Consider the following 18,159-nt stretch of genomic DNA (forward strand, 5'->3'; position numbering starts at 1 on the left):
GATCGCGATCTTCGGGCAAGGCTGCCGGTTTGGTCGCCAGGCGCTTGCCGCGCTGAAGGCTTTGGGCACCTATGCGACAATCGTCATGCAGTCTCGGACGCTGGGCTGTTCGTGCAGATGAATTCATCTGGAAAAGAGTGGCTCCTGCCGAGGCGGCGCCGGCATCATGCCGCCTCTCGATGGGAAGCCAGGATAATCCTTGCCCCTGGGGGCTGGGATTAAGTCATGTTACGAATTGTTGCCTTGCCCAGGCGGCAGCTGTGCGGGGCGCAACAAAAAATTATAATAAGGCCGCTGCCGCTCAGGCAGCTCGACGCTAAGATGGCACCATGCCAGCCGAACAGACTTTCATTTCTTCCGTTTCCCAGACCGCGCCGATGGCGAGGCCGCACATACTTTGCGTCGAGGACGACGTCGAGATTGCCCGTCTGCTTGCAGACGTGCTGGAGGAGAACGGTTTTGCCGCCTCCTGTGTCGGCTCGGCAGTGGAGATGGACAGGGTACTCGAGCGCGGCGGCGTCGAACTCGTGGTGCTCGATTTGATGCTGCCGGGCGAGGATGGCCTCAGCGTCTGCCGGCGGCTGCGGGCCGTATCCGCCATCCCGATCATCATGGTCACGGCGCGCAGCGACCAGATCGACCGTATCGTCGGCCTGGAGATCGGTGCCGACGACTATGTCTCCAAGCCCTTCAATTCGCGCGAGTTGGTCGCCCGCATCCGGGCCCTCCTGCGCCGGGCGGCGGCCACTGCGCAAACAGGGCCTTCGCGCGAACGCGGCCTGTGCTTTGCCGGCTGGCGTATCGATCCAACGGCCCGGGAACTCTATGATCCGGCGGGCGTGCGCATCTCGTTGACCAGCGTCGAGTTCGACCTGCTTCTCGCCTTCTGCCGCCATCCCGGCCAGGTCCTGTCGCGCGAGCATCTTCTCGAACTCGTCCATGGCGGTTCGGTCGGGCCGATCGAGCGCAGCATCGACGTGCATATCAGCCGCATCCGCCAGAAGATCGAGGCGGATCCACGTGATCCCCTGATGATCAAGACCGTGCGGCTGGGCGGCTATGTCTTCACGCCTGCCGTCGGGCCGGACTGATGCGAGCCTGGGAACGTCTGGTCCCGCGCAGCATCACGACGCAGGTCACCGGTCTCGTCGTGGTTTCGGTGCTGCTGGGCACGATCATCAACATCATCCTCGCGATTCTGCTGTTCAGCGCGCCTCCGCCGGACGATTCTCCGCCGGCGGTGGCTTCTCGCATCATACGGGTCACCCAGTTCATCAAGGCAGCGAGGACGCCCGCGGAGGCAGACATCGTCCTTGCCGCCATCCGCAACGCCGGCGTGAAGGTGGAACGGGTCGCCCTGTCGGATCTGGCGTCCGCCCCGGAGGAGGCCCACTGGTCCCTGTGGAGCAGCCCGGTTCCGCGGCACATCCGGTCTGGCTACGGCGTCGAGATTCTCGAAGGGCGGCGTTATGCGCCCGGACCGTTGCAGCAGATCGTCGTGCGGCTCGATGCGGCCCATGCCCTGGTCTTCGACGCCGCGATCGGTGCTGCGCCATGGCCCCTGTTCCTGACACCGACGGCTCTGGTTCTCTCGATCGTACTGATCTTTGTGATGCTGCTGTCCGTCTATGCGGTGCGCTCGATCACCGCGCCGTTGGCGGCCGTCGCAGCGGCGGCCCAGTCCTTCGGTCGTTCCCCGCAGGATGTGCAACCCATTCTCGGCGGAGGCCCCCGCGAGATCGTGCAGGTCACCGAAGCCCTCAACGATATGCGTACCCGTATCAAGGCCCTGCTGGACGATCGCACGCGCATGCTGGCCGCCATCAGCCATGATTTGAGGACACCGCTCACCCGGCTCCGGCTCCGTGCCGAGCGTGTGCCGGAAGACAGGCTCCGCGAGGGGATGCTGACCGACCTTGCCAATGTCGAGCACATGCTCAACGAGACGCTGGACTATCTGCGCGAGGATGGCCGGTTCGAGGCGATGTCGCGGATCGACCTGCCGAGCCTGCTCCAGACGATATGTTCCCAGTTCGTCGACGTGGGTCATGCGGTGACCTATCAGGGCCCCGCAAAGCTGACCTGGAGCGCGAGGCCCAGGGAACTGACCCGCGCTATCACCAACATCGTCGAGAATGGCGTCAAGCATGGCGGTGCGGTGACCGTCACGCTCATCGACCGTCAGCCCCAGCCTCATGCCCAGATCGAGATCGACGACGACGGGCCAGGCATTCCCGCCGATCTGCGCGAGCGGGTGTTCGAGCCTTTTTTTAAAGCTGATGCTGCCCGCACGCAGGACGGCGGGGGCTTCGGGCTGGGATTGTCGATAGCCAGGGATATCGTGCGGCGGCACGGCGGCGACATCGTCCTCGCAGACCATGTTCCGCATGGCCTCAAGGTCAAGCTCTCCCTGTCCGCCGGCGCACTCGATCATCCGCGCTGAACCGTCCTGCGCTCGCGCAGGGGGCTTCGGGAGCTTCGCATCGCGTGTCTCACAATGAGGACTTCGTGCCCCGCATTACCGTCCTGTATCTTTGGCGACACGTGAACGATCTTCGTTACGCTCGCGCCTTCTTTCGCAGCATCAGGCGCTTTCCGGCTGGCGCAGAGTATGATTTCGTCTTTGCCGCCAAGGGGTATGCCATCGGCGACCGGCTTCCGCACCAGCCCGACCTCGCGGCTTTGCCCTGCGCCTCCGCCAAGGTGATGCACTTTGCCGACGAACGCACGCCGGTCTCGATCTATCGGGAGGTTTCGGAAAGCTGCGGCACCGAGTTCATCCTGGTTTTCAATTCGTGGAGCCGGGTCCTCGCCGCCAATTGGCTCGCGCATTATGTCGGAGCGTTCGATCGCAATGCCGATTGCGGTTTGGTCGGTGCCACCGGCTCCCATGAAGCGGCCTGGGACCAGCCCTTTCCCAACATGGCGATCCGCAGCAATGCCTTCATGGTCCGGACCGCACTGTTCAACGCATTCGAACTCGGCGATCCCAGGACGGTCCTGGACGATCACTTGTTCGAGGCTGGTCCAAATGGGATGACCAGGCAGGTCATGGCGCGGGGCCTCACGCCTTTCGTCGTCGATCGCTTCGGCGCCGCCTGGCCGCCGGGGCGCTGGATGCAGAGCCAGACATTTCGCGCTGGGGAGCAGGGAGGGCTCCTCGTCGCAGACAATCGAACGAGCCAGTATGCCTGCGGAAGCCCACGCAAGCGGGCTCGCCTGATCATGCGGGCCTGGGGGAACGATGGGGTGGCCAGCAAAGGCTCGTTCGCCAGGCGGACCGCAGCCTGGCTGTGGTGGCATTATCCAAGAGGCCCGCTTGACATGGTCGGGGACGGCCTTGCCGCTCTCGACCAGTTGTTGCGCAGAATGACCGGGCGGCCAGCCAACCCTGGGCGCAGAGTGTTCCCCAACTGAACGCCTGCCGGAAAACCGAGCATCGATTACCGGGCAGAAATGGCCGCTTTCCGCAACCATGGAAGGCCGCTCCAGGCATGACTCGGATCGACCTCGCTATCCCGCAATATTTCTTAATATCTTGAATTGTAAGTAAATAATTTTGAATATTTATTATAACAAATATATATCAATATATAGTAATCGTAATTCGGTATTATTTATCAATTATCTTTAATAAATATAAGATTCTAAAAGTAATTAATTTTATAGGGGCGATTATTGGAAAGTTAATCCGCGCATTTTGCGAAGGCGGCTCTGCCTGGTGCGCGTACTCATATGCCTGGGCCGGAGTGAATCTCGAGAGGACGTGATATGGCGGAGAGCCTCTATTGGCTGTCAGATGAAGCATGGGGGGCTCTTGAGCCGCATCTTCCGCACGGGGAGGCCGGAAAACCCCGTGTCGACGACCGTAGGGTGATCTCGGGTATACTCCATGTCCTGAGGACGGGCTGTCGATGGTGCGACGTGCCGTCTGTCTATGGCCGGCCGAGCACGATCTACAATCGTTTCCATCGTTGGTCGCAACGGCATGTCTGGCACCGGATTTTTGCTGGGCTGGCCGCGGCGGGGCCCGTACCGAAGGACCTTTCGGTCGATGGCGAGCATATCAGGGCGCGCCTGTTTGCGCCTGTCTCCAGATGGCGCCGGCAATCTGCGTCCCCCTTTGCCGGAGAGCGCTTGGAATTTCCGGTCGGGTCAAAGGTGGTCGTGAACAAGCCGGATGTCGGCTGAGTCCGGCCCGGGATCCGGCATTCGCACCTCAGTCCCCTTCAAACGACCAAATATGCCAACTGCGAGAGACGATGACCGAAAACGGAAAGCGGCGCACTCACATCCTTCTGGCTTGCATGCCGAAGTCCGGATCGACCTTCCTTTCGGACATCATCAGCGAAATCGGAGACTTCAAGCGAGCCGTTCCGCTACCGGCCGCCGGACGCAGGGAGCAGGAGCTCGACGAATTCTATCTGCAACAGATCGATGATCAGGACTATGTCGCCCAGCTGCACATCCGAAACCATCGCTGGACCGAGGAGATGTGCCAGGACTATGGCATCACCCCCATCGTTTTGGTTCGGAGCCTCTTCGATTGCGTCGTCAGCCTGCGCGATCACATCCGGCGCGAGGGAAATCTGTGGCCGATGATCTGGCTGAGACCGGAACATGCGCATCTGGACGACGCGACCCTGGATCGCATGATCGCGCGCCTCGCCATTCCCTGGTACCTGAACTTCTATGTCAGCTGGCGCAATGCCCCGAACAGATTGCTGATTACCTATGAAGAACTGATCGAGGGTCCTGTCGAGATCACCAGGGAGGTGCTGAACTTCGCGCAGGCCGCCGTCTCCGATGACCAGATCAGGCAGGCAGTTCAAGCCGTACAGGGCAAGGCGGCCAGCCGCCTCAATGTCGGGGTTCGCGGCCGCGGCAATGGTCTCGACCACGAAACGGTGAGGGGCATTCTCGAACTGCTGGATTTCTATCCCGAGTCCGCCGACGATCCGTATTTCCAGATGCTCAGGGAGCAGGGGCGCGACATCCTGTCCGGCGATGCGCCGGCACGGCCGAAGAACCTGGCTGGGAGCCGGTCATCCCGGGTGCGGATCGCCAGGAAGCGCAGGCGATGGTGGAAGAACGAGCATCTTGTCCGCTTTGTGGCACCGGTGCTGCTCGGTATCGCGGCCGTTTCCTACAGCCTGATGCCCAATGACCTGATCCCCGATTCCGCCTTCTACGGATATGTCGACGATGCGATCATCATCGCATTGCTCGCTTTCCTGGCAGGCCGGCTGACCAAATATAAACGCGGCGGCAGCTCGCTTGCGCGCCGAAGGCCCGATAGCGCCTCCGTGCAGCGAATGCTGCGGCGGCTTGAATATCAGTAGATCAGCAGTAAAAACCTCACGCCGGCGAGAAGTATTCCTGCGACATAACAACTCGTAATAAGTCTTAATCGAGACGCCAAGTTTCAGTCACCGTTCACGTCCTTAGTTCTGATGTTCCGGCCACCCAAGGCCGAGAATACGGATCATACGAAGGTTGCAAGACTTTCGAGTTCCGGCCGGTGCCTTCCGTTCAATCCCGCAACGTTCACGTGGGGCGCTGCACGGCGCCCGGGATGCCGGGGCGCTTTTCTGTCCATCGGGTGCAGGTAGATAAATGCAATGACTGCGAAAGTGATAGTAGGTGTTCCAGTCTATAATGGCGCGGAGCAGCTGCGAGACTGTCTTGAGTGCCTGATATCTCAGACATTTCGAGATATCGAGATACGCATATACGACAACGCTTCTCAGGACTCCACGCCGGAGATTGCGCAGGATTTCGCAGCCAGAGACAGCCGCGTCAAATATATCAGGCATCCCGAAAATATTCGGGCAATGCCCAATTTTCTCAGTGTCCTAAGAGACTGCGAAGCCGAGTTCGTCATGTGGCGTGCTCATGATGATCTGTGCGCGCCGGACTATATCGAAAGGCTCTATGTTTCTCTCGTGGCTGAGCCGAGCGCAAACGTTGCCGTGCCGACCACGCGCACGCAAACTCTCAGCAGGACAGTGCGCGTCAGCCGCCCAAAGCCCTTTGTCGGTAAATCAAACCTGATCTCGATCATCCAACTCATGTTCAATTCGCATGCCGGATGGTTCTACGGCCTGTGGCGCCGGGACCGACTGCTTGCGGATTTCGAGGAATGCTGGCGCGCATTCTCCCATCCTTGGGCCCTCGATCATTTGATCCTGTTCCCGTCGCTGCTCGAGAAGGCGGTCGTCGTCGTGCCTGAGGCGCTCTTCGTTCAGCGCTTGGTCGTCAAGGGTTATTCGCCCCAAAAGGGGACCTCTCCCCCGCTTGCATTGATGACCGGGCTTCGCAAGAAATTTTCCGCGCAGTGCCGCCTCTATATCGAAAGATCTCAGTATTCCGAGGTTGAGAAACTGATCTTGCGATCAATATTGCCAATCTATGTTGACCGTCGGGTCTACAAGATTCGCAAGGTTATCAAGAGAAAGCTGCTCATGGATCTTGGCGGCGCCAGCTACAATACAGATTTCTGAGCAATATCATGGGCAGGCAATAATGCGTGTACTCGTTACAGGCGGGACGGGGTTTATTGGCAGATGGGCTGCCGCGTCGCTCGCGGCGGCGGGGCACGAAGTCTTCGTCGTCTCGCGCAAACTCGCGACCATGCCGGGATGCAAGATCATCGTCGCCGACCTGCTCGATCCCTCGATGGCGGAGGTCGCCCTTGCCATATCCAAGCCGGAAGTCGTGCTTCACCTGGCCTGGGATGTGGAGCATGGAAAGTTCTGGGACGCGGAGGCAAATCTGCGATGGACGGTGGCGACGATCCAGCTCGTTTCCGCCGCCCACCAGGCGGGGGTCCGGCGCATCGTGTGTGCAGGCACCTGCATGGAATACGACCTCTCGTCAGGTCATGCCTGCAGCGAAGTGGAAACCAATATTCGACCAAGCACGCTCTATGCTGTTTCCAAGGACGCCGCGCGCCGGATCATCGAGGAATTGGCTGCAACGCGCGGTATCGAGTTCGCCTGGGGCAGGTTGTTCTTTCTGTTCGGGCCGAATGAACACCCTAACAGGCTGGTCTCCTCGATCGTCATGAATCTTCTGGCCCGGCGTCCCGTGCTGATGTCCTCGGGCGTGCAGGTCAGGGATTTCTCCAATGTGCGCGACGCCGGCGAAGCCCTGGCGAGGCTTGCCGTGTCGAGGGTCAATGGCGCGGTCAACATCGCTTCGGGAGAAGCTTTGTGCATCAAGGAATTGGCTGAAGAGATCCGCGCGGTTGCGGGCGGTGTCGGAGAGCTCCGCTTCGGCGCCCTGCCGGATCGCCCCAACGAACCGCCGGTCATCGTTGCCGATGTGACGAGGCTGCGCAACGAGGTCGGATATCGACCGATGGGGACCATGCGCGACCGGCTGTCGGAGACGATACGATGGTGGCAGGCGCGCCTGGAAGCGTAGCGCCACGCCGTGGTCGATGATGGTGCCCGCGCCAGGGATGTAAGCCACCTTCCGGGGGTGACACAGCAATCTGCCTAGGGCACGTCACCGCCATGGGCAAGGCATAGGCGTTGCCTTTGCTTCCTGATGATTGAATTACAAAATTCTCCATAATATGTTGATATATTTGTAATAATCTATCTGCCGCATGGGCTATCTCACGCGGCAGGTGGCCGTTCGCCGGTATGGCGGCATCGGCATTCGTGAGCGGAGGAAAGGGCGAGAGAACGTCATTATCATAAGTGATGATTGACTCATCATACCAGTAGATCTATAAGCCTCTCGAATTCGAGAGGAGATCTGCATGACGACGATCGCGCTCTTTGGCGCCGGGGGAAAGATGGGCTACCGGCTGGCCAGCAACCTCAAGGCATCCCGCTTCGAGGTCCGGCACGTCGAGGTGAGCGCGGCCGGCCAGGAACGTCTCAAGACCGGACTTGGCCTCGACAGCGTCGCGCCGGATGCGGCCCTGGACGGGGCCGACGTGGTCGTCCTCGCCGTGCCCGATACGCTGATCGGCAAGGTTGCGGCCGGCATTGCCGACAAGCTCAAGCCCGGCACCATGGTGGTCGTGCTCGACGCCGCCGCGCCTTTTGCCGGTCACCTGCCCGATCGCCCCGACCTGACTTATTTCGTCACCCATCCCTGCCATCCGCCGATCTTCAATGACGAGACGGAGATGGCCGCCAAGAAGGATCATTTTGGCGGGATTGCTGCCAAGCAGCACATCGTCAGCGCGTTGATGCAGGGCCCTGAGAGCGCCTATGCGATCGGCGAAGAGATCGCCAAGGTGATCTGGGCTCCGGTGATGCGCTCCCATCGCGTCACCGTCGAGCAGATGGCGCTGCTGGAACCGGGCCTGTCGGAGACCGTCTGCGCGACCCTCCTGGTGGTGATGCGCGAGGCCATGGACGAGGTCGTGGCACGGGGCGTGCCTCATGAGGCGGCCCGCGATTTCCTGCTCGGGCACATGAACGTGCTGGGCGCGGTGATCTTCGACGAGGTCAAGGGCGTATTCTCCGACGCCTGCAACAAGGCCATCGCCTTCGGCAAGCCTGCCCTCATGCGGGACGATTGGAAGCGGGTCTTCGAGCCGAGCGAGATCGCCGACAGCATCCGCCGCATCACCTGAACCGGATCCTGCAGCAGCCGTCGCCCCTGGGTGGCGGCTGCCTGCTTTCGACCAGGCTTGTCGACGATCCGTCGAGCAGCCAGCCGCCGGCGCCCTCCATAGAAGAACATAGGGGAGGAAGCGCCTTGCTCATTGGGAGGAAAAATGAGCTCGAACACCCTCGCGATCGCCCCCGTCGAACGGTCGGCCATTCGTAAGGCCACCTGGCGCTTGGCGCCGTTCCTGGGCCTGATGTTCTTCATCAATTTCCTGGACCGGACCGCAATTTCCTTTGCCGGCCCACACGGCCTGACCAAGGACCTCGGGCTTACCGCCACGCAATTCGGCTTTGCCGCCGGCATCTTCTTCATCGGCTACATCCTGCTGGAAATTCCCAGCAACCTGGCTCTGCACAAATTCGGCGGTCGCCGCTGGCTTGCTCGCATCATGGTGACCTGGGGCATCGTCTCGGTGCTGTTCACCTGGGTCAGCGGCGTCACCGAGCTTTATGTCCTGCGCTTCCTGCTGGGTATCGCCGAGGCGGGCTTCTTCCCGGGCGCGATCCTCTATCTCAGCACCTGGGTGCCGTCCCGTCACAGGGCCAACATCCTTGCTCTCTTCTACATCGCCCAGCCGATGACGACGGTGATCGGCGCGCCGCTGGCCTCTTCGCTGATCCAGGCCCATGGCTTTTTCGGCCTCGAAGGCTGGCGGATCATGTTCTTCGGCGTCTCGATCCCGGCCATCCTGGTCGGCATCGTCACCTGGTTCTACCTGCCGGACTCGCCCAAAGATGCGAAGTGGCTCAGCGCCGAGGAGAAGGCCTGGCTCACCGGCGAACTCGCCCGCGAGGACAGCACCAAGCGCGAGCCGCACAATGGCTCGATCGGCGCAGCCCTGTCGAGCGGCCGGGTCTGGATCCTGGCGCTCATCTATTTCGGCATGATCTACGGCCTCTACGCGCTGGCCTTCTTCCTGCCCACCATCGTTTCCGGTTTCGAGGCGAAGTTCGCTACCAAATTCACTGTGTTCCAGGCCGGGTTGGTCATTGCCGTTCCCTATCTGCCTGCGGCCATCGCGCTCTATCTGTGGAGCCGGGATGCAACGAAGCGCGGGGTCCGGGCCTGGCATATCGGCATTCCGGCCTTGGTCGGTGCGGTCAGCATCCCATTGGCCCTCTATATGCCATCGCCTGAGACCACGGTTGCCTGCATCACCGTCACGGCCTGCGCCATCTTCTCGGCCCTGCCGAATTTCTGGTCCCTGCCGGGGCGTTTCCTGTCGGGCGCGGCGGCCGCCGCCGGCATCGCCCTCATCAACACCATCGGCAATGTGGCCGGCTTCGCCGCGCCCTATGTCACCGGCGCCGTCAAGGACTACACCGGCCTCTACCAGGCCCCGATGATCATCGTGGGAGCCTTCATGCTGCTCTCGGCCATCCTCGCCTTCCTCGTCGGGCGGGAGATCAGGAAAAGCGGGGAGGGCACGCGGGCCTATGCGCCCCTCAGGCCCTGAGGGCGGCCCGCATCCCGGCAAAGAACGACCCGCCGGACATAACCGGCGGCCATCCGGACTGAACCGTCGACACATAATGGGAGGACGACATGAGCTTGAAACGACTTCTGCTGGGCGCTGCGCTTGCCGGCGTCATGGCATCGGCAACAATGGGTACGGCCCTGGCCGCCGATCTCATAGCCATCATCACGCCATCGCACGACAACCCCTTCTTCAAGGCGGAGGCGCAGGGCGCCGAGGTCAAGGCCAAGGCGCTGGGCTACGATACGCTGGTGCTGGTGCATGACGACGATGCCAACAAGCAATCGCAGTTGATCGACACCGCCATCGCCCGCGGGGCCAAGGCGATCATCCTCGACAATGCCGGCGCCGCCGCCACGGTAGCCGCCGTGCAGAAGGCCAAGGATGCCGGCGTACCGTCCTTCCTGATCGATCGCGAGATCAACGTCGCCGGCATCGCCGTCGCCCAGATCGTCTCCAACAACTACCAGGGCGCCCAGGTCGGCGCGCAGGAGTTCGTTAAGCTGATGGGTGAGAAGGGCAATTATGTCGAGCTGGTCGGCCGGGAGGCCGACACCAATGCCGGCATCCGCTCCAAGGGCTACCATGACGTCATCGACGACTATCCGGACCTCAAGATGGTGGCGCGCCAGTCGGCTAATTGGAGCCAGACCGAGGCCTATAGCAAGATGGAGACCATCCTGCAGGCCAATCCCGACATCAAGGGCGTGATCTCCGGCAACGACACCATGGCGATGGGCGCGATCGCCGCGCTGCAGGCCGCCGGCCGCAAGGATGTGATCGTGGTCGGCTTCGACGGCTCCAACGACGTGCGCGATTCCATCAAGCAGGGCGGCATCAAGGCCACCGTCCTGCAGCCCGCTTATCTCCAGGCCCAGACCGCCGTCGAGCAGGCCGACACCTACATCAAGACCAAGAAGGGCCCCGCCCAGGAAAAGCAGCTGATGGATTGCGTGCTGATCACGCCCGACAATGCCGGCAAGCTCGAAACCTTCGCGCTGGCGAATTGACGTTGCGATGAAAGTCGCTCGGGACCCGCCTCGCGATCTATCGACTTCGACTTCACACATCTCGACCAAAACGAGTAAGGCGCCGCAATCCCTCCCCGACTTCGGGGAGGGTGGGCCGGCAAAGCCGGCTCGGGTGGGGTCGAGTGGCGCGATCTCACCAGGTTCGGACCTGCAGGCGTCACTCTCCCCCTTCCGTCATTTCTACGAAATGACACCTTCCCCGAAACCGGGGAAGGATCGTCGCGCTCTTTTTTGCGAAGTTGAGATGTGTGACTGCGATAGGCCTCGCGGGAGGCGTCCCGGGCCTGTTCCTGATCCCGACAATCGAGGCCGGAGCCCATCCATGCCCAGGCTTGCCAACAGGCTGATGATCGCCGCCATGGCGCTCACCCTTGCAGCGTGCAAGATCGTGCCGACCACCGAAGTCGAGGCCGCCCGACAGGTCGGTGCTTCGGGCGCGGGGCCCGTCTTCGACCCGGACAAGGCCGTCGACGCGATCTGGGCAGCCAAGGTCCTGCCCTATCTCAAGGCGAAGGCGGGCGACTTCGTCGTCGTCCGCGACCTTGCCGCGAAGAATGCGGACGAGGCCGGGCAGAAATACGGGTATCGGGCCAAGGAGGGCACCGTGCCCTGGACCTATGTGGTCAAGGCGGAGGGCCGCATCGTGGCGGCGAATACCGGATCCCGTGCCGCCACCATCGACGTCGACGTCGACGGGGACGGCAAGGCCGACATGGTGGTGCAGATCGGACCGGCCGTGCGCGGCACGGCTTTGCGCGACAGCCTGGATTTCGTGTCCTTCAACGCCTTCACCAATCAGATCGAATACGCCCAGTTCGGCAAGGCCTTCAACGCCAGGGTCAATGCCGACGTGCTGCAGGCCCTGCCGCGCGAAAAGCTGGTCGGCCGTTCCGTGACGGTGCTCGGCGCCTATGTGTTGGAGCCGGGCGGCAAGCCGCCGCTGGTGACGCCGGCCGAACTGGGCCTCGGGGCAGGGTCATGATGCAGGAGGCCCGCCCTGCCATGCCCGATGACGACGTCGTCCTGCGCCTGGAAGGCGTGTCGAAGGTCTATTCCGGCACGGTCGCCGTCAGGCATGCCGATTTCGACGTGCGCCGCGGTGCCGTGAACGTGCTGGTCGGCGAGAACGGCGCCGGCAAGTCAACGCTGATGAAGATCATTGCAGGGGTGGTGCAGCCCACCGACGGGCGCATCCTGCTCGACGGCAAGCCCGTCGCCTTCCGCGATGCCGGCGAGGCGGTGGCGCATGGCATCGGCATGGTGTTCCAGGAGCTCAACCTGTTCGGCAATCTTTCCGTCGCCGAGAACATCTTCGCCGCCCGCGAAATCGTGCGGCTGCCCCTGGGCATCGACCATCGCGAGCAGGAACGCCGCGCTGCCGAGTTCCTGGAGCGGCTCGAAGCCGGCATCGATGCCCGCACGCCGGTGGAGGATTTGCGCATCGGCCAGCAGCAGCTGGTCGAGATCGCCAAGGCGGTGGCGCAGGACGCCCGCATCCTGATCATGGACGAGCCGACCTCCGCGCTCAGCGCTGCCGAGGTCGAGATCCTCTTCCGCGTCATCGCCGACCTCAAGGCGCGGGGCGTCGCGATCGTCTACATTTCCCACCGGCTCGAAGAGCTCATCCGCATCGGCGACTACATCACGGTGCTGCGCGATGGCCGCGTCACCGGGCAGGAGCGCATCGCCAATGTCGACGTGCCCTGGATCGTGCACCAGATGATCGGCTCCGACGCCAAGGACTTCGCCAAGACCGAGGATCATCCGCTCGGTCCGGAAGTCTTTCGCGCGGAGGATGTCTGCCTGCCGCGCGTGAGCGGGGGCCTCGCGGTCGACCATGTCTCGCTGTCGGTCAGGCAGGGCGAGATCGTCGGCATCTATGGATTGATGGGCGCCGGGCGCAGCGAATTCTTCGAATGCGTGATGGGACGCCATCGCCACGCCACGGGTCGCCTCTTCGTGGACGGTAAGCCCGTGGCGGAAAAGGACGTGACGGGACGCATCCGCCGGGGCCTGGCCCTGATTCCGGAAGACCGGCAGAGGGAGGGGCTGGTCAGCATCCTCTCGATCGCCGCCAATCTGTCCATGGCCGCCCTCGGCCGTTTCCTCGCCGGTTTCCACATCAGGCGCGGGCGCGAGCAGGCCGCCATTCGTGCCGCCGTCAAGGATCTGTCGATCAAGGTGGCCGATCCCGAGCTGGAGGTGAGTTCCCTGTCCGGCGGCAACCAGCAGAAGGTGGTGATCGGCAAGGCGCTGATGACCGGCCCGAAGGTGCTGCTTATGGACGAGCCCAGCCGCGGCATCGATGTCGGCGCCAAGGCCGATGTCTTCCGCACCATGCGGCGGCTCGCCGCCGACGGCCTCGGCATCCTGTTCGTCACGTCCGACCTCGACGAGGTGATGGCGCTGTCGGACCGCATCGCCGTGATGAGCAACGGCAAGCTCACCGCCCTGTTCGAGCGGGCCGAGGCTACTGCCGCCAAGGTGGTTGCCGCCTCCGCGCTCGGCCATGGCCCCGTTCCTTCCCCTTCTTCTTCTGCCAATCACGGAGCGCCGGCATGACAGTCGCGCAGGAAACCTTGAACAATCCGTCCGCGGGAAGCGGCTCGCTTGCCCTGAACCTGATGAAGCTGCGCACCTTCATCGCCCTGTTCGCCGTACTGATCTTCTTTTCGCTGGCGGCGCCGAACTTCCTCAGCACGGCCAATCTCATCCTGATGTCGAAGCATGTGGCGCTGAATGCCTTCCTGGCGATGGGCATGACCTTCGTCATCGTCACTGGCGGCATCGACCTGTCGGTCGGATCGATCGTGGGCCTGTGTGGCATGGTCGCCGGCGGGTTGATCCTCAACGGCCTGGACCTTCGCATCGGCTACACCATCTTCTTCAACATCTACGAGGTGATGGCGATCACCCTGCTGGTGGGCATCCTGATCGGCGCCGTCAACGGATTGCTGATCACCAAGCTCAATGTCGCGCCCTTCATCGCGACGCTCGGCACGCTCTATATCGCTCGCGGCTTGGCGCTTCTCTCATCCGACGGCGCGACCTTTCCCAACCTGGTCGGGCGCGCCGATTTCGGCACGCAGGGCTATGCCGTCCTGGGAGCCGGACGTCTCCTCGGCCTGCCGGCCTCGGTCTGGATCCTCGCCGTACTGGCGCTGGCTGCCGCCTATATGGCGCGCTGCACGCCGCTCGGCCGCCACATCTTCGCGGTTGGGGGCAATGAGCGTGCCGCGGGCCTGTCGGGCATCCGGGTCAACCGGGTGAAGCTCTTCGTCTACATGTTCTCGGGCTTTTGCGCCGCCGTCGTCGGCCTGGTGGTTTCCTCCGAATTGATGGCGTCGCATCCCGCCACCGGCGAGAGCTTCGAACTCAACGCCATCGCCGCGGCGGTGCTCGGCGGAACCTCGATGTCGGGCGGCCGCGGCACCATCGGCGGCACCATCATCGGTGCCTTCGTCATCGGCATTCTCTCCGACGGGCTGGTGATGATGGGGGTCAGCGAGTTCTGGCAGATGGTGATCAAGGGCCTGGTGATCGTCATTGCCGTGGTGGTGGATCAGGCCCAGCGCCGGCTGCAGCAGCGCGTTGCCTTGCGCCAGATGGCGAGGCTGGCCTGATGGCGTCCTATCGCGGTGCCCTGATCGGTTGCGGCTTCTTCGCCATCAATCAGCTCCATGCCTGGCGAGACGCCGAAGGCGTCGACATCGTTGCCCTCTGCGACCGCGATCCTGAACGCCTCGCCCAGGCGGGCGACCTTTTCGGCATCGACAGGCGTTATGGCGATGCCGAGCGGATGCTCGAGGCGGAGAAGCCGGATTTCGTCGATATCGCCACCACCGTGGCGAGCCACCGCCCGCTCGTCGAGCTCGCGGCGAAGATGGGAATTCCCGTCATCTGCCAGAAGCCCTTCGCGCTTTCGATGGCGGATGCGCGCGCGATGGTCGAGGCCTGCCGCCTCGCCGGCGTACCGTTGATGGTGCACGAGAATTTCCGTTGGCAGAGTGCGATCCAGGCCGTGAAGACGCGTCTCGATGCCAATGCCATCGGCCGGCCCTTCTGGGCGCGCGTATCCTTCCGTTCCGGCTTCGACGTCTTCAGCGGCCAGCCCTATCTCGCCGAAGGCAAGCGTTTCATCATCGAGGACCTGGGCATCCATATCCTCGACATCGCCCGCTTCCTGTTTGGCGAGGTGACTCAGCTGAGCGCGCGCACCCAGCGGGTCAACCCTGCCATCAAGGGCGAGGACGTCGCCACGATGCTGCTCGATCACGAGGGCGGCCTGTCCTCGGTGGTCGACTGCAGCTATGCCACAAGGCTGCCGGTCGATCCTTTCCCCGAGACGCTCGTCGAGATCGACGGTTCGGCGGGCACGCTGCGGCTCGGTACGGGCTATCGCCTTGTCGTGAACGGACCCGGCGGGCGGGAGGAGGTCGACCTGTCGCCGCCATTGCTGCCCTGGGCCTCGCGCCCGTGGCACAACATCCAGGAGAGTGTGCTCGCCATCCAGCGCCATTGGCTGCATTGCTTGCGCAATGGCGAGGAACCCTCCACGAGCGGCCGGGACAACATCGCCACGATGGCCCTGGTCGAGGCGGCCTATGCCAGCGCCGCCAGTCACCGGACGATCGAGATGGCCTCGATCTGATGCAACCGACACATCGATGATATGTCTTCCTGGGATCGCAGGCATCCTTGCCTGCTCTTCCTCTCCGTCCATCGCGACGCTTCCAAGAGCGGGCAAGGATGCCTGCGATCCCAGGAAGGCGCGGATAGCTTGGGTCTGCGCCTTGATTCTTCGACGCTTTCTCAGGCCGAAGCAGCGGTCTGGTGAACGTAGAGCGAGGCGGAACGATCGAGGTGCCTGACCATCGCCTGTTCCGCGCCGTCCGGATCATGGGCGATGATGCAGTTGAGGATGTCCTCATGCTCGGACAAGGTGTAGTTCTCCTTGCCGGTCCAGATCAGCAAGTCGGTGTGGTACTGCTTCAGCCAGCCGAGCATGGCCTCGCTCATCGCTTCGAACAGCGGGTTGCCGGAGATGGCGGCGATACGCGTGTGGAACAGCATGTCCGCATTGATGAAGGCATCGGCGTCGCCAAGGTTTGCGCGCTGGCGCACAAGGGCCTCCTGCAGCCCGGCGACCGCCTGCGCATCCGCCTTCTGGGCTGCCTGGCGCACCATGCCCAACTCGAAGAAGCGGCGCGCCTCCTTCAGATGCTCCAGCGAGGCCGGGGAGCTCGACAGGAGCACGCTGGCGGCATCGTCGACCTGCTGGAAGATCGACCTGGCGGTGGGCTGGCGAACGCGCGCGCGCTCGCCATGGGAAATGGTGAGCAAGCCGAAAATGCTCAGCTGCTGCATGGCCTCGCGGATGGCGGGACGGCCGACGCCGAGGCGGTCCATCAATTCGCGTTCGGAAGGGAAGGGATCGCCCGGCTGCAGCTCTCCGCTGGTGATCAGCGCCTTGAGGCGGTCGAAAACCTCATCGGAGAGCTTGCGACGGACAATGCGTTGATCGGTGATGGGCATGGGGCATTCCGATTGAGGCCGTGTGTTCGACGGTCTTTGCCGCCTGTTTTGCTGCGAGGCAAGCCGCTCCTGCAACAGTGCCACCGCCGTCCGGAAACAGACAAGGGCGAATTTCCATTGCTTCAACTCAAGTCATGATATACTCATCATACCTGTTAAGCAATTCCAGATCGGGCGCTGCCGAGCCCGCCAACTGAATGGGTGCCATGTCCGTCATTCGCATGACCTATCGCATCGAGACGGCCGGCGACATCGAGAAGCTGGCAGCCAAGATCGCAAGCGACCAGTCGACCGGCACCTTCGTCAGCCTGCCGGGCGAAACGCCGGAGCTGAAGGCGCGCGTGGCTGCGCGCGTCGTGGCGATCCGGCCCCTGGAGGCCCTGGAAATCCCTTCGATTCCCGACCCGTCGGCGCCGGCCGGCGCGATCTACCGGCGTGCCGATGTCGACATCGATTTTCCGATCGAGGCGATCGGCACCGACCTGGCGGCGCTGATGACGATCACCATCGGCGGCGTCTATTCGATCAAGGGGTTCAGCGGCATCCGCGTCGCCGGCATGCAATTGCCCGAGGCCTTCACGGCTGCCTATCCCGGCCCGCAATTCGGCATGGCGGGCACCCGGCGGCTGACCGGTGTCGAGGTCAGGCCGGTGATCGGCTCCATCGTCAAGCCTGCCTTGGGGCTGCGCCCGCCCGAATCGGCCGAGCAGGTGCGCGAACTCGTCGAAGCCGAGGTCGACTTCATCAAGGACGACGAGAAGCTGGCGAGCCCGGCCTATTCCAGCCTCGAGGATCGCGTGAAGGCGATCATGCCCGTCATCCTCGATCATGAGCAGAAGACCGGCAAGAAGGTGATGTATGCCTTCGGCATCTCCCACAGCGATCCCGACGAGATGATGCGCAACCACGACATCGTCGCCCGGGCCGGCGGCAATGCCGCGGTGATCAACATCAATTCGGTGGGCCTTGGCGGCCTGTCCTTCCTGCGCAAGCGCTCGCATCTGGCGTTGCACGCCCATCGCAATGGCTGGGATATCCTCACGCGGCATCCTGGCCTCGGCATGGATTTCGAGGTCTATCAGCAGTTCTGGCGGCTGCTCGGCATCGATCAGTTCCAGATCAACGGTATCCGCGCCAAATACTGGGAGTCGGACGAATCTTTCGTGCGCTCCTTCCGGGCGGTGACGACGCCCCTGTTCGAGGGCGATGTCTGCCCCGTGCCGGTCGTCTGTTCGGGCCAATGGGGCGGCCAGGCGCCGGATACCTATGCCCGTACCGGCAAGACCGTGGACCTGCTCTATCTGTGCGGTGGCGGGGTGGTCAGTCATCCCGGCGGCCCGGCGGCGGGCGTGCGCGCCGTCAGGCAGGCCTGGGAGGCCGCCGTCCAGGGGGTGCCGCTCGAAGCCTATGCGCGCGAGCATCGCGAACTCGCTCAATCCCTGCAGAAATTCGGTGCCGATGCGGCTGCATCCTGAGCTC

Annotated in this window: 15 protein-coding genes and 1 pseudogene; 15 read left to right on the top strand and 1 reads right to left on the bottom strand. The window is 62.9% G+C overall.

The window, feature by feature from the left end; all coding sequences use genetic code 11:
* The first annotated feature begins 329 nt into the window (after window positions 1–329).
* The 14 genes and pseudogenes from BA190_RS06335 (at window position 330) to BA190_RS06395 (ending at window position 15,796) form a co-directional block, all read left to right on the top strand.
* Complete coding sequence (locus BA190_RS06335; protein WP_082979508.1) at window positions 330–1,091, top strand: response regulator; 762 nt, start codon at window positions 330–332, stop codon at window positions 1,089–1,091.
* Window positions 1,091–2,443, top strand: coding sequence for an ATP-binding protein (locus tag BA190_RS06340; RefSeq protein WP_068284347.1), 1,353 nt, complete (start codon window positions 1,091–1,093; stop codon window positions 2,441–2,443). The genes BA190_RS06335 and BA190_RS06340 overlap by 1 nt, the downstream gene beginning before the upstream one ends.
* A gap of 101 nt (window positions 2,444–2,544) precedes the next feature.
* The gene (locus BA190_RS06345; RefSeq protein ID WP_156771381.1) at window positions 2,545–3,417 is read left to right on the top strand and encodes a hypothetical protein; all 873 of its coding nucleotides are present in this window, start codon (window positions 2,545–2,547) and stop codon (window positions 3,415–3,417) included.
* A 354-nt stretch (window positions 3,418–3,771) separates the two neighbouring features.
* Window positions 3,772–4,074: pseudogene (locus BA190_RS36770) on the top strand (transposase); the annotation flags it as partial.
* A 23-nt stretch (window positions 4,075–4,097) separates the two neighbouring features.
* Window positions 4,098–5,342, top strand: a complete 1,245-nt coding sequence (locus BA190_RS06350; protein ID WP_156771382.1) for a YkvA family protein — start codon at window positions 4,098–4,100, stop codon at window positions 5,340–5,342.
* A gap of 279 nt (window positions 5,343–5,621) precedes the next feature.
* On the top strand, window positions 5,622–6,503 hold the full coding sequence (locus tag BA190_RS06355) for a glycosyltransferase family 2 protein (RefSeq protein WP_082979511.1): 882 nt from the start codon (window positions 5,622–5,624) through the stop codon (window positions 6,501–6,503).
* Window positions 6,472–7,428, top strand: a complete 957-nt coding sequence (locus BA190_RS06360; protein ID WP_162275060.1) for an NAD(P)-dependent oxidoreductase — start codon at window positions 6,472–6,474, stop codon at window positions 7,426–7,428. The genes BA190_RS06355 and BA190_RS06360 overlap by 32 nt, the downstream gene beginning before the upstream one ends.
* A gap of 343 nt (window positions 7,429–7,771) precedes the next feature.
* Window positions 7,772–8,599 (top strand): phosphogluconate dehydrogenase C-terminal domain-containing protein, encoded by an 828-nt coding sequence (locus tag BA190_RS06365; RefSeq protein ID WP_068284356.1) that lies wholly within the window; start codon window positions 7,772–7,774, stop codon window positions 8,597–8,599.
* A 144-nt stretch (window positions 8,600–8,743) separates the two neighbouring features.
* Window positions 8,744–10,093: an MFS transporter gene (locus BA190_RS06370; RefSeq protein ID WP_068284357.1), complete on the top strand. Its 1,350-nt coding sequence runs from the start codon at window positions 8,744–8,746 to the stop codon at window positions 10,091–10,093.
* 89 nt (window positions 10,094–10,182) lie between these two features.
* A complete protein-coding gene (locus tag BA190_RS06375; protein WP_068284359.1) occupies window positions 10,183–11,124 on the top strand; it encodes a D-ribose ABC transporter substrate-binding protein in 942 nt (313 codons plus the stop codon).
* Between the two features lie 343 nt (window positions 11,125–11,467).
* Complete coding sequence (locus BA190_RS06380; protein ID WP_068284361.1) at window positions 11,468–12,127, top strand: DUF2291 family protein; 660 nt, start codon at window positions 11,468–11,470, stop codon at window positions 12,125–12,127.
* A 20-nt stretch (window positions 12,128–12,147) separates the two neighbouring features.
* The gene (locus BA190_RS06385; protein ID WP_068284450.1) at window positions 12,148–13,707 is read left to right on the top strand and encodes a sugar ABC transporter ATP-binding protein; all 1,560 of its coding nucleotides are present in this window, start codon (window positions 12,148–12,150) and stop codon (window positions 13,705–13,707) included.
* On the top strand, window positions 13,704–14,768 hold the full coding sequence (locus BA190_RS06390; RefSeq protein WP_068284363.1) for an ABC transporter permease: 1,065 nt from the start codon (window positions 13,704–13,706) through the stop codon (window positions 14,766–14,768). Before BA190_RS06385 ends, BA190_RS06390 begins: the two co-directional genes overlap by 4 nt.
* On the top strand, window positions 14,768–15,796 hold the full coding sequence (locus BA190_RS06395) for a Gfo/Idh/MocA family protein (protein WP_068284365.1): 1,029 nt from the start codon (window positions 14,768–14,770) through the stop codon (window positions 15,794–15,796). Before BA190_RS06390 ends, BA190_RS06395 begins: the two co-directional genes overlap by 1 nt.
* A gap of 161 nt (window positions 15,797–15,957) precedes the next feature.
* Here the strand turns inward: BA190_RS06395 and BA190_RS06400 are convergent, their stop codons facing one another.
* On the bottom strand, window positions 15,958–16,680 hold the full coding sequence (locus BA190_RS06400; RefSeq protein WP_068284367.1) for a transcriptional regulator NanR: 723 nt from the start codon (window positions 16,678–16,680) through the stop codon (window positions 15,958–15,960).
* 206 nt (window positions 16,681–16,886) lie between these two features.
* Between BA190_RS06400 and oiaX the strand changes: the two genes are divergently transcribed.
* The gene (gene oiaX, locus BA190_RS06405) at window positions 16,887–18,155 is read left to right on the top strand and encodes a 3-oxo-isoapionate-4-phosphate decarboxylase OiaX (protein WP_245314588.1); all 1,269 of its coding nucleotides are present in this window, start codon (window positions 16,887–16,889) and stop codon (window positions 18,153–18,155) included.
* Window positions 18,156–18,159 lie beyond the last annotated feature (4 nt).

The organism is Labrys sp. WJW (assembly GCF_001676615.1).
Lineage (GTDB): Bacteria > Pseudomonadota > Alphaproteobacteria > Rhizobiales > Labraceae > Labrys > Labrys sedimenti.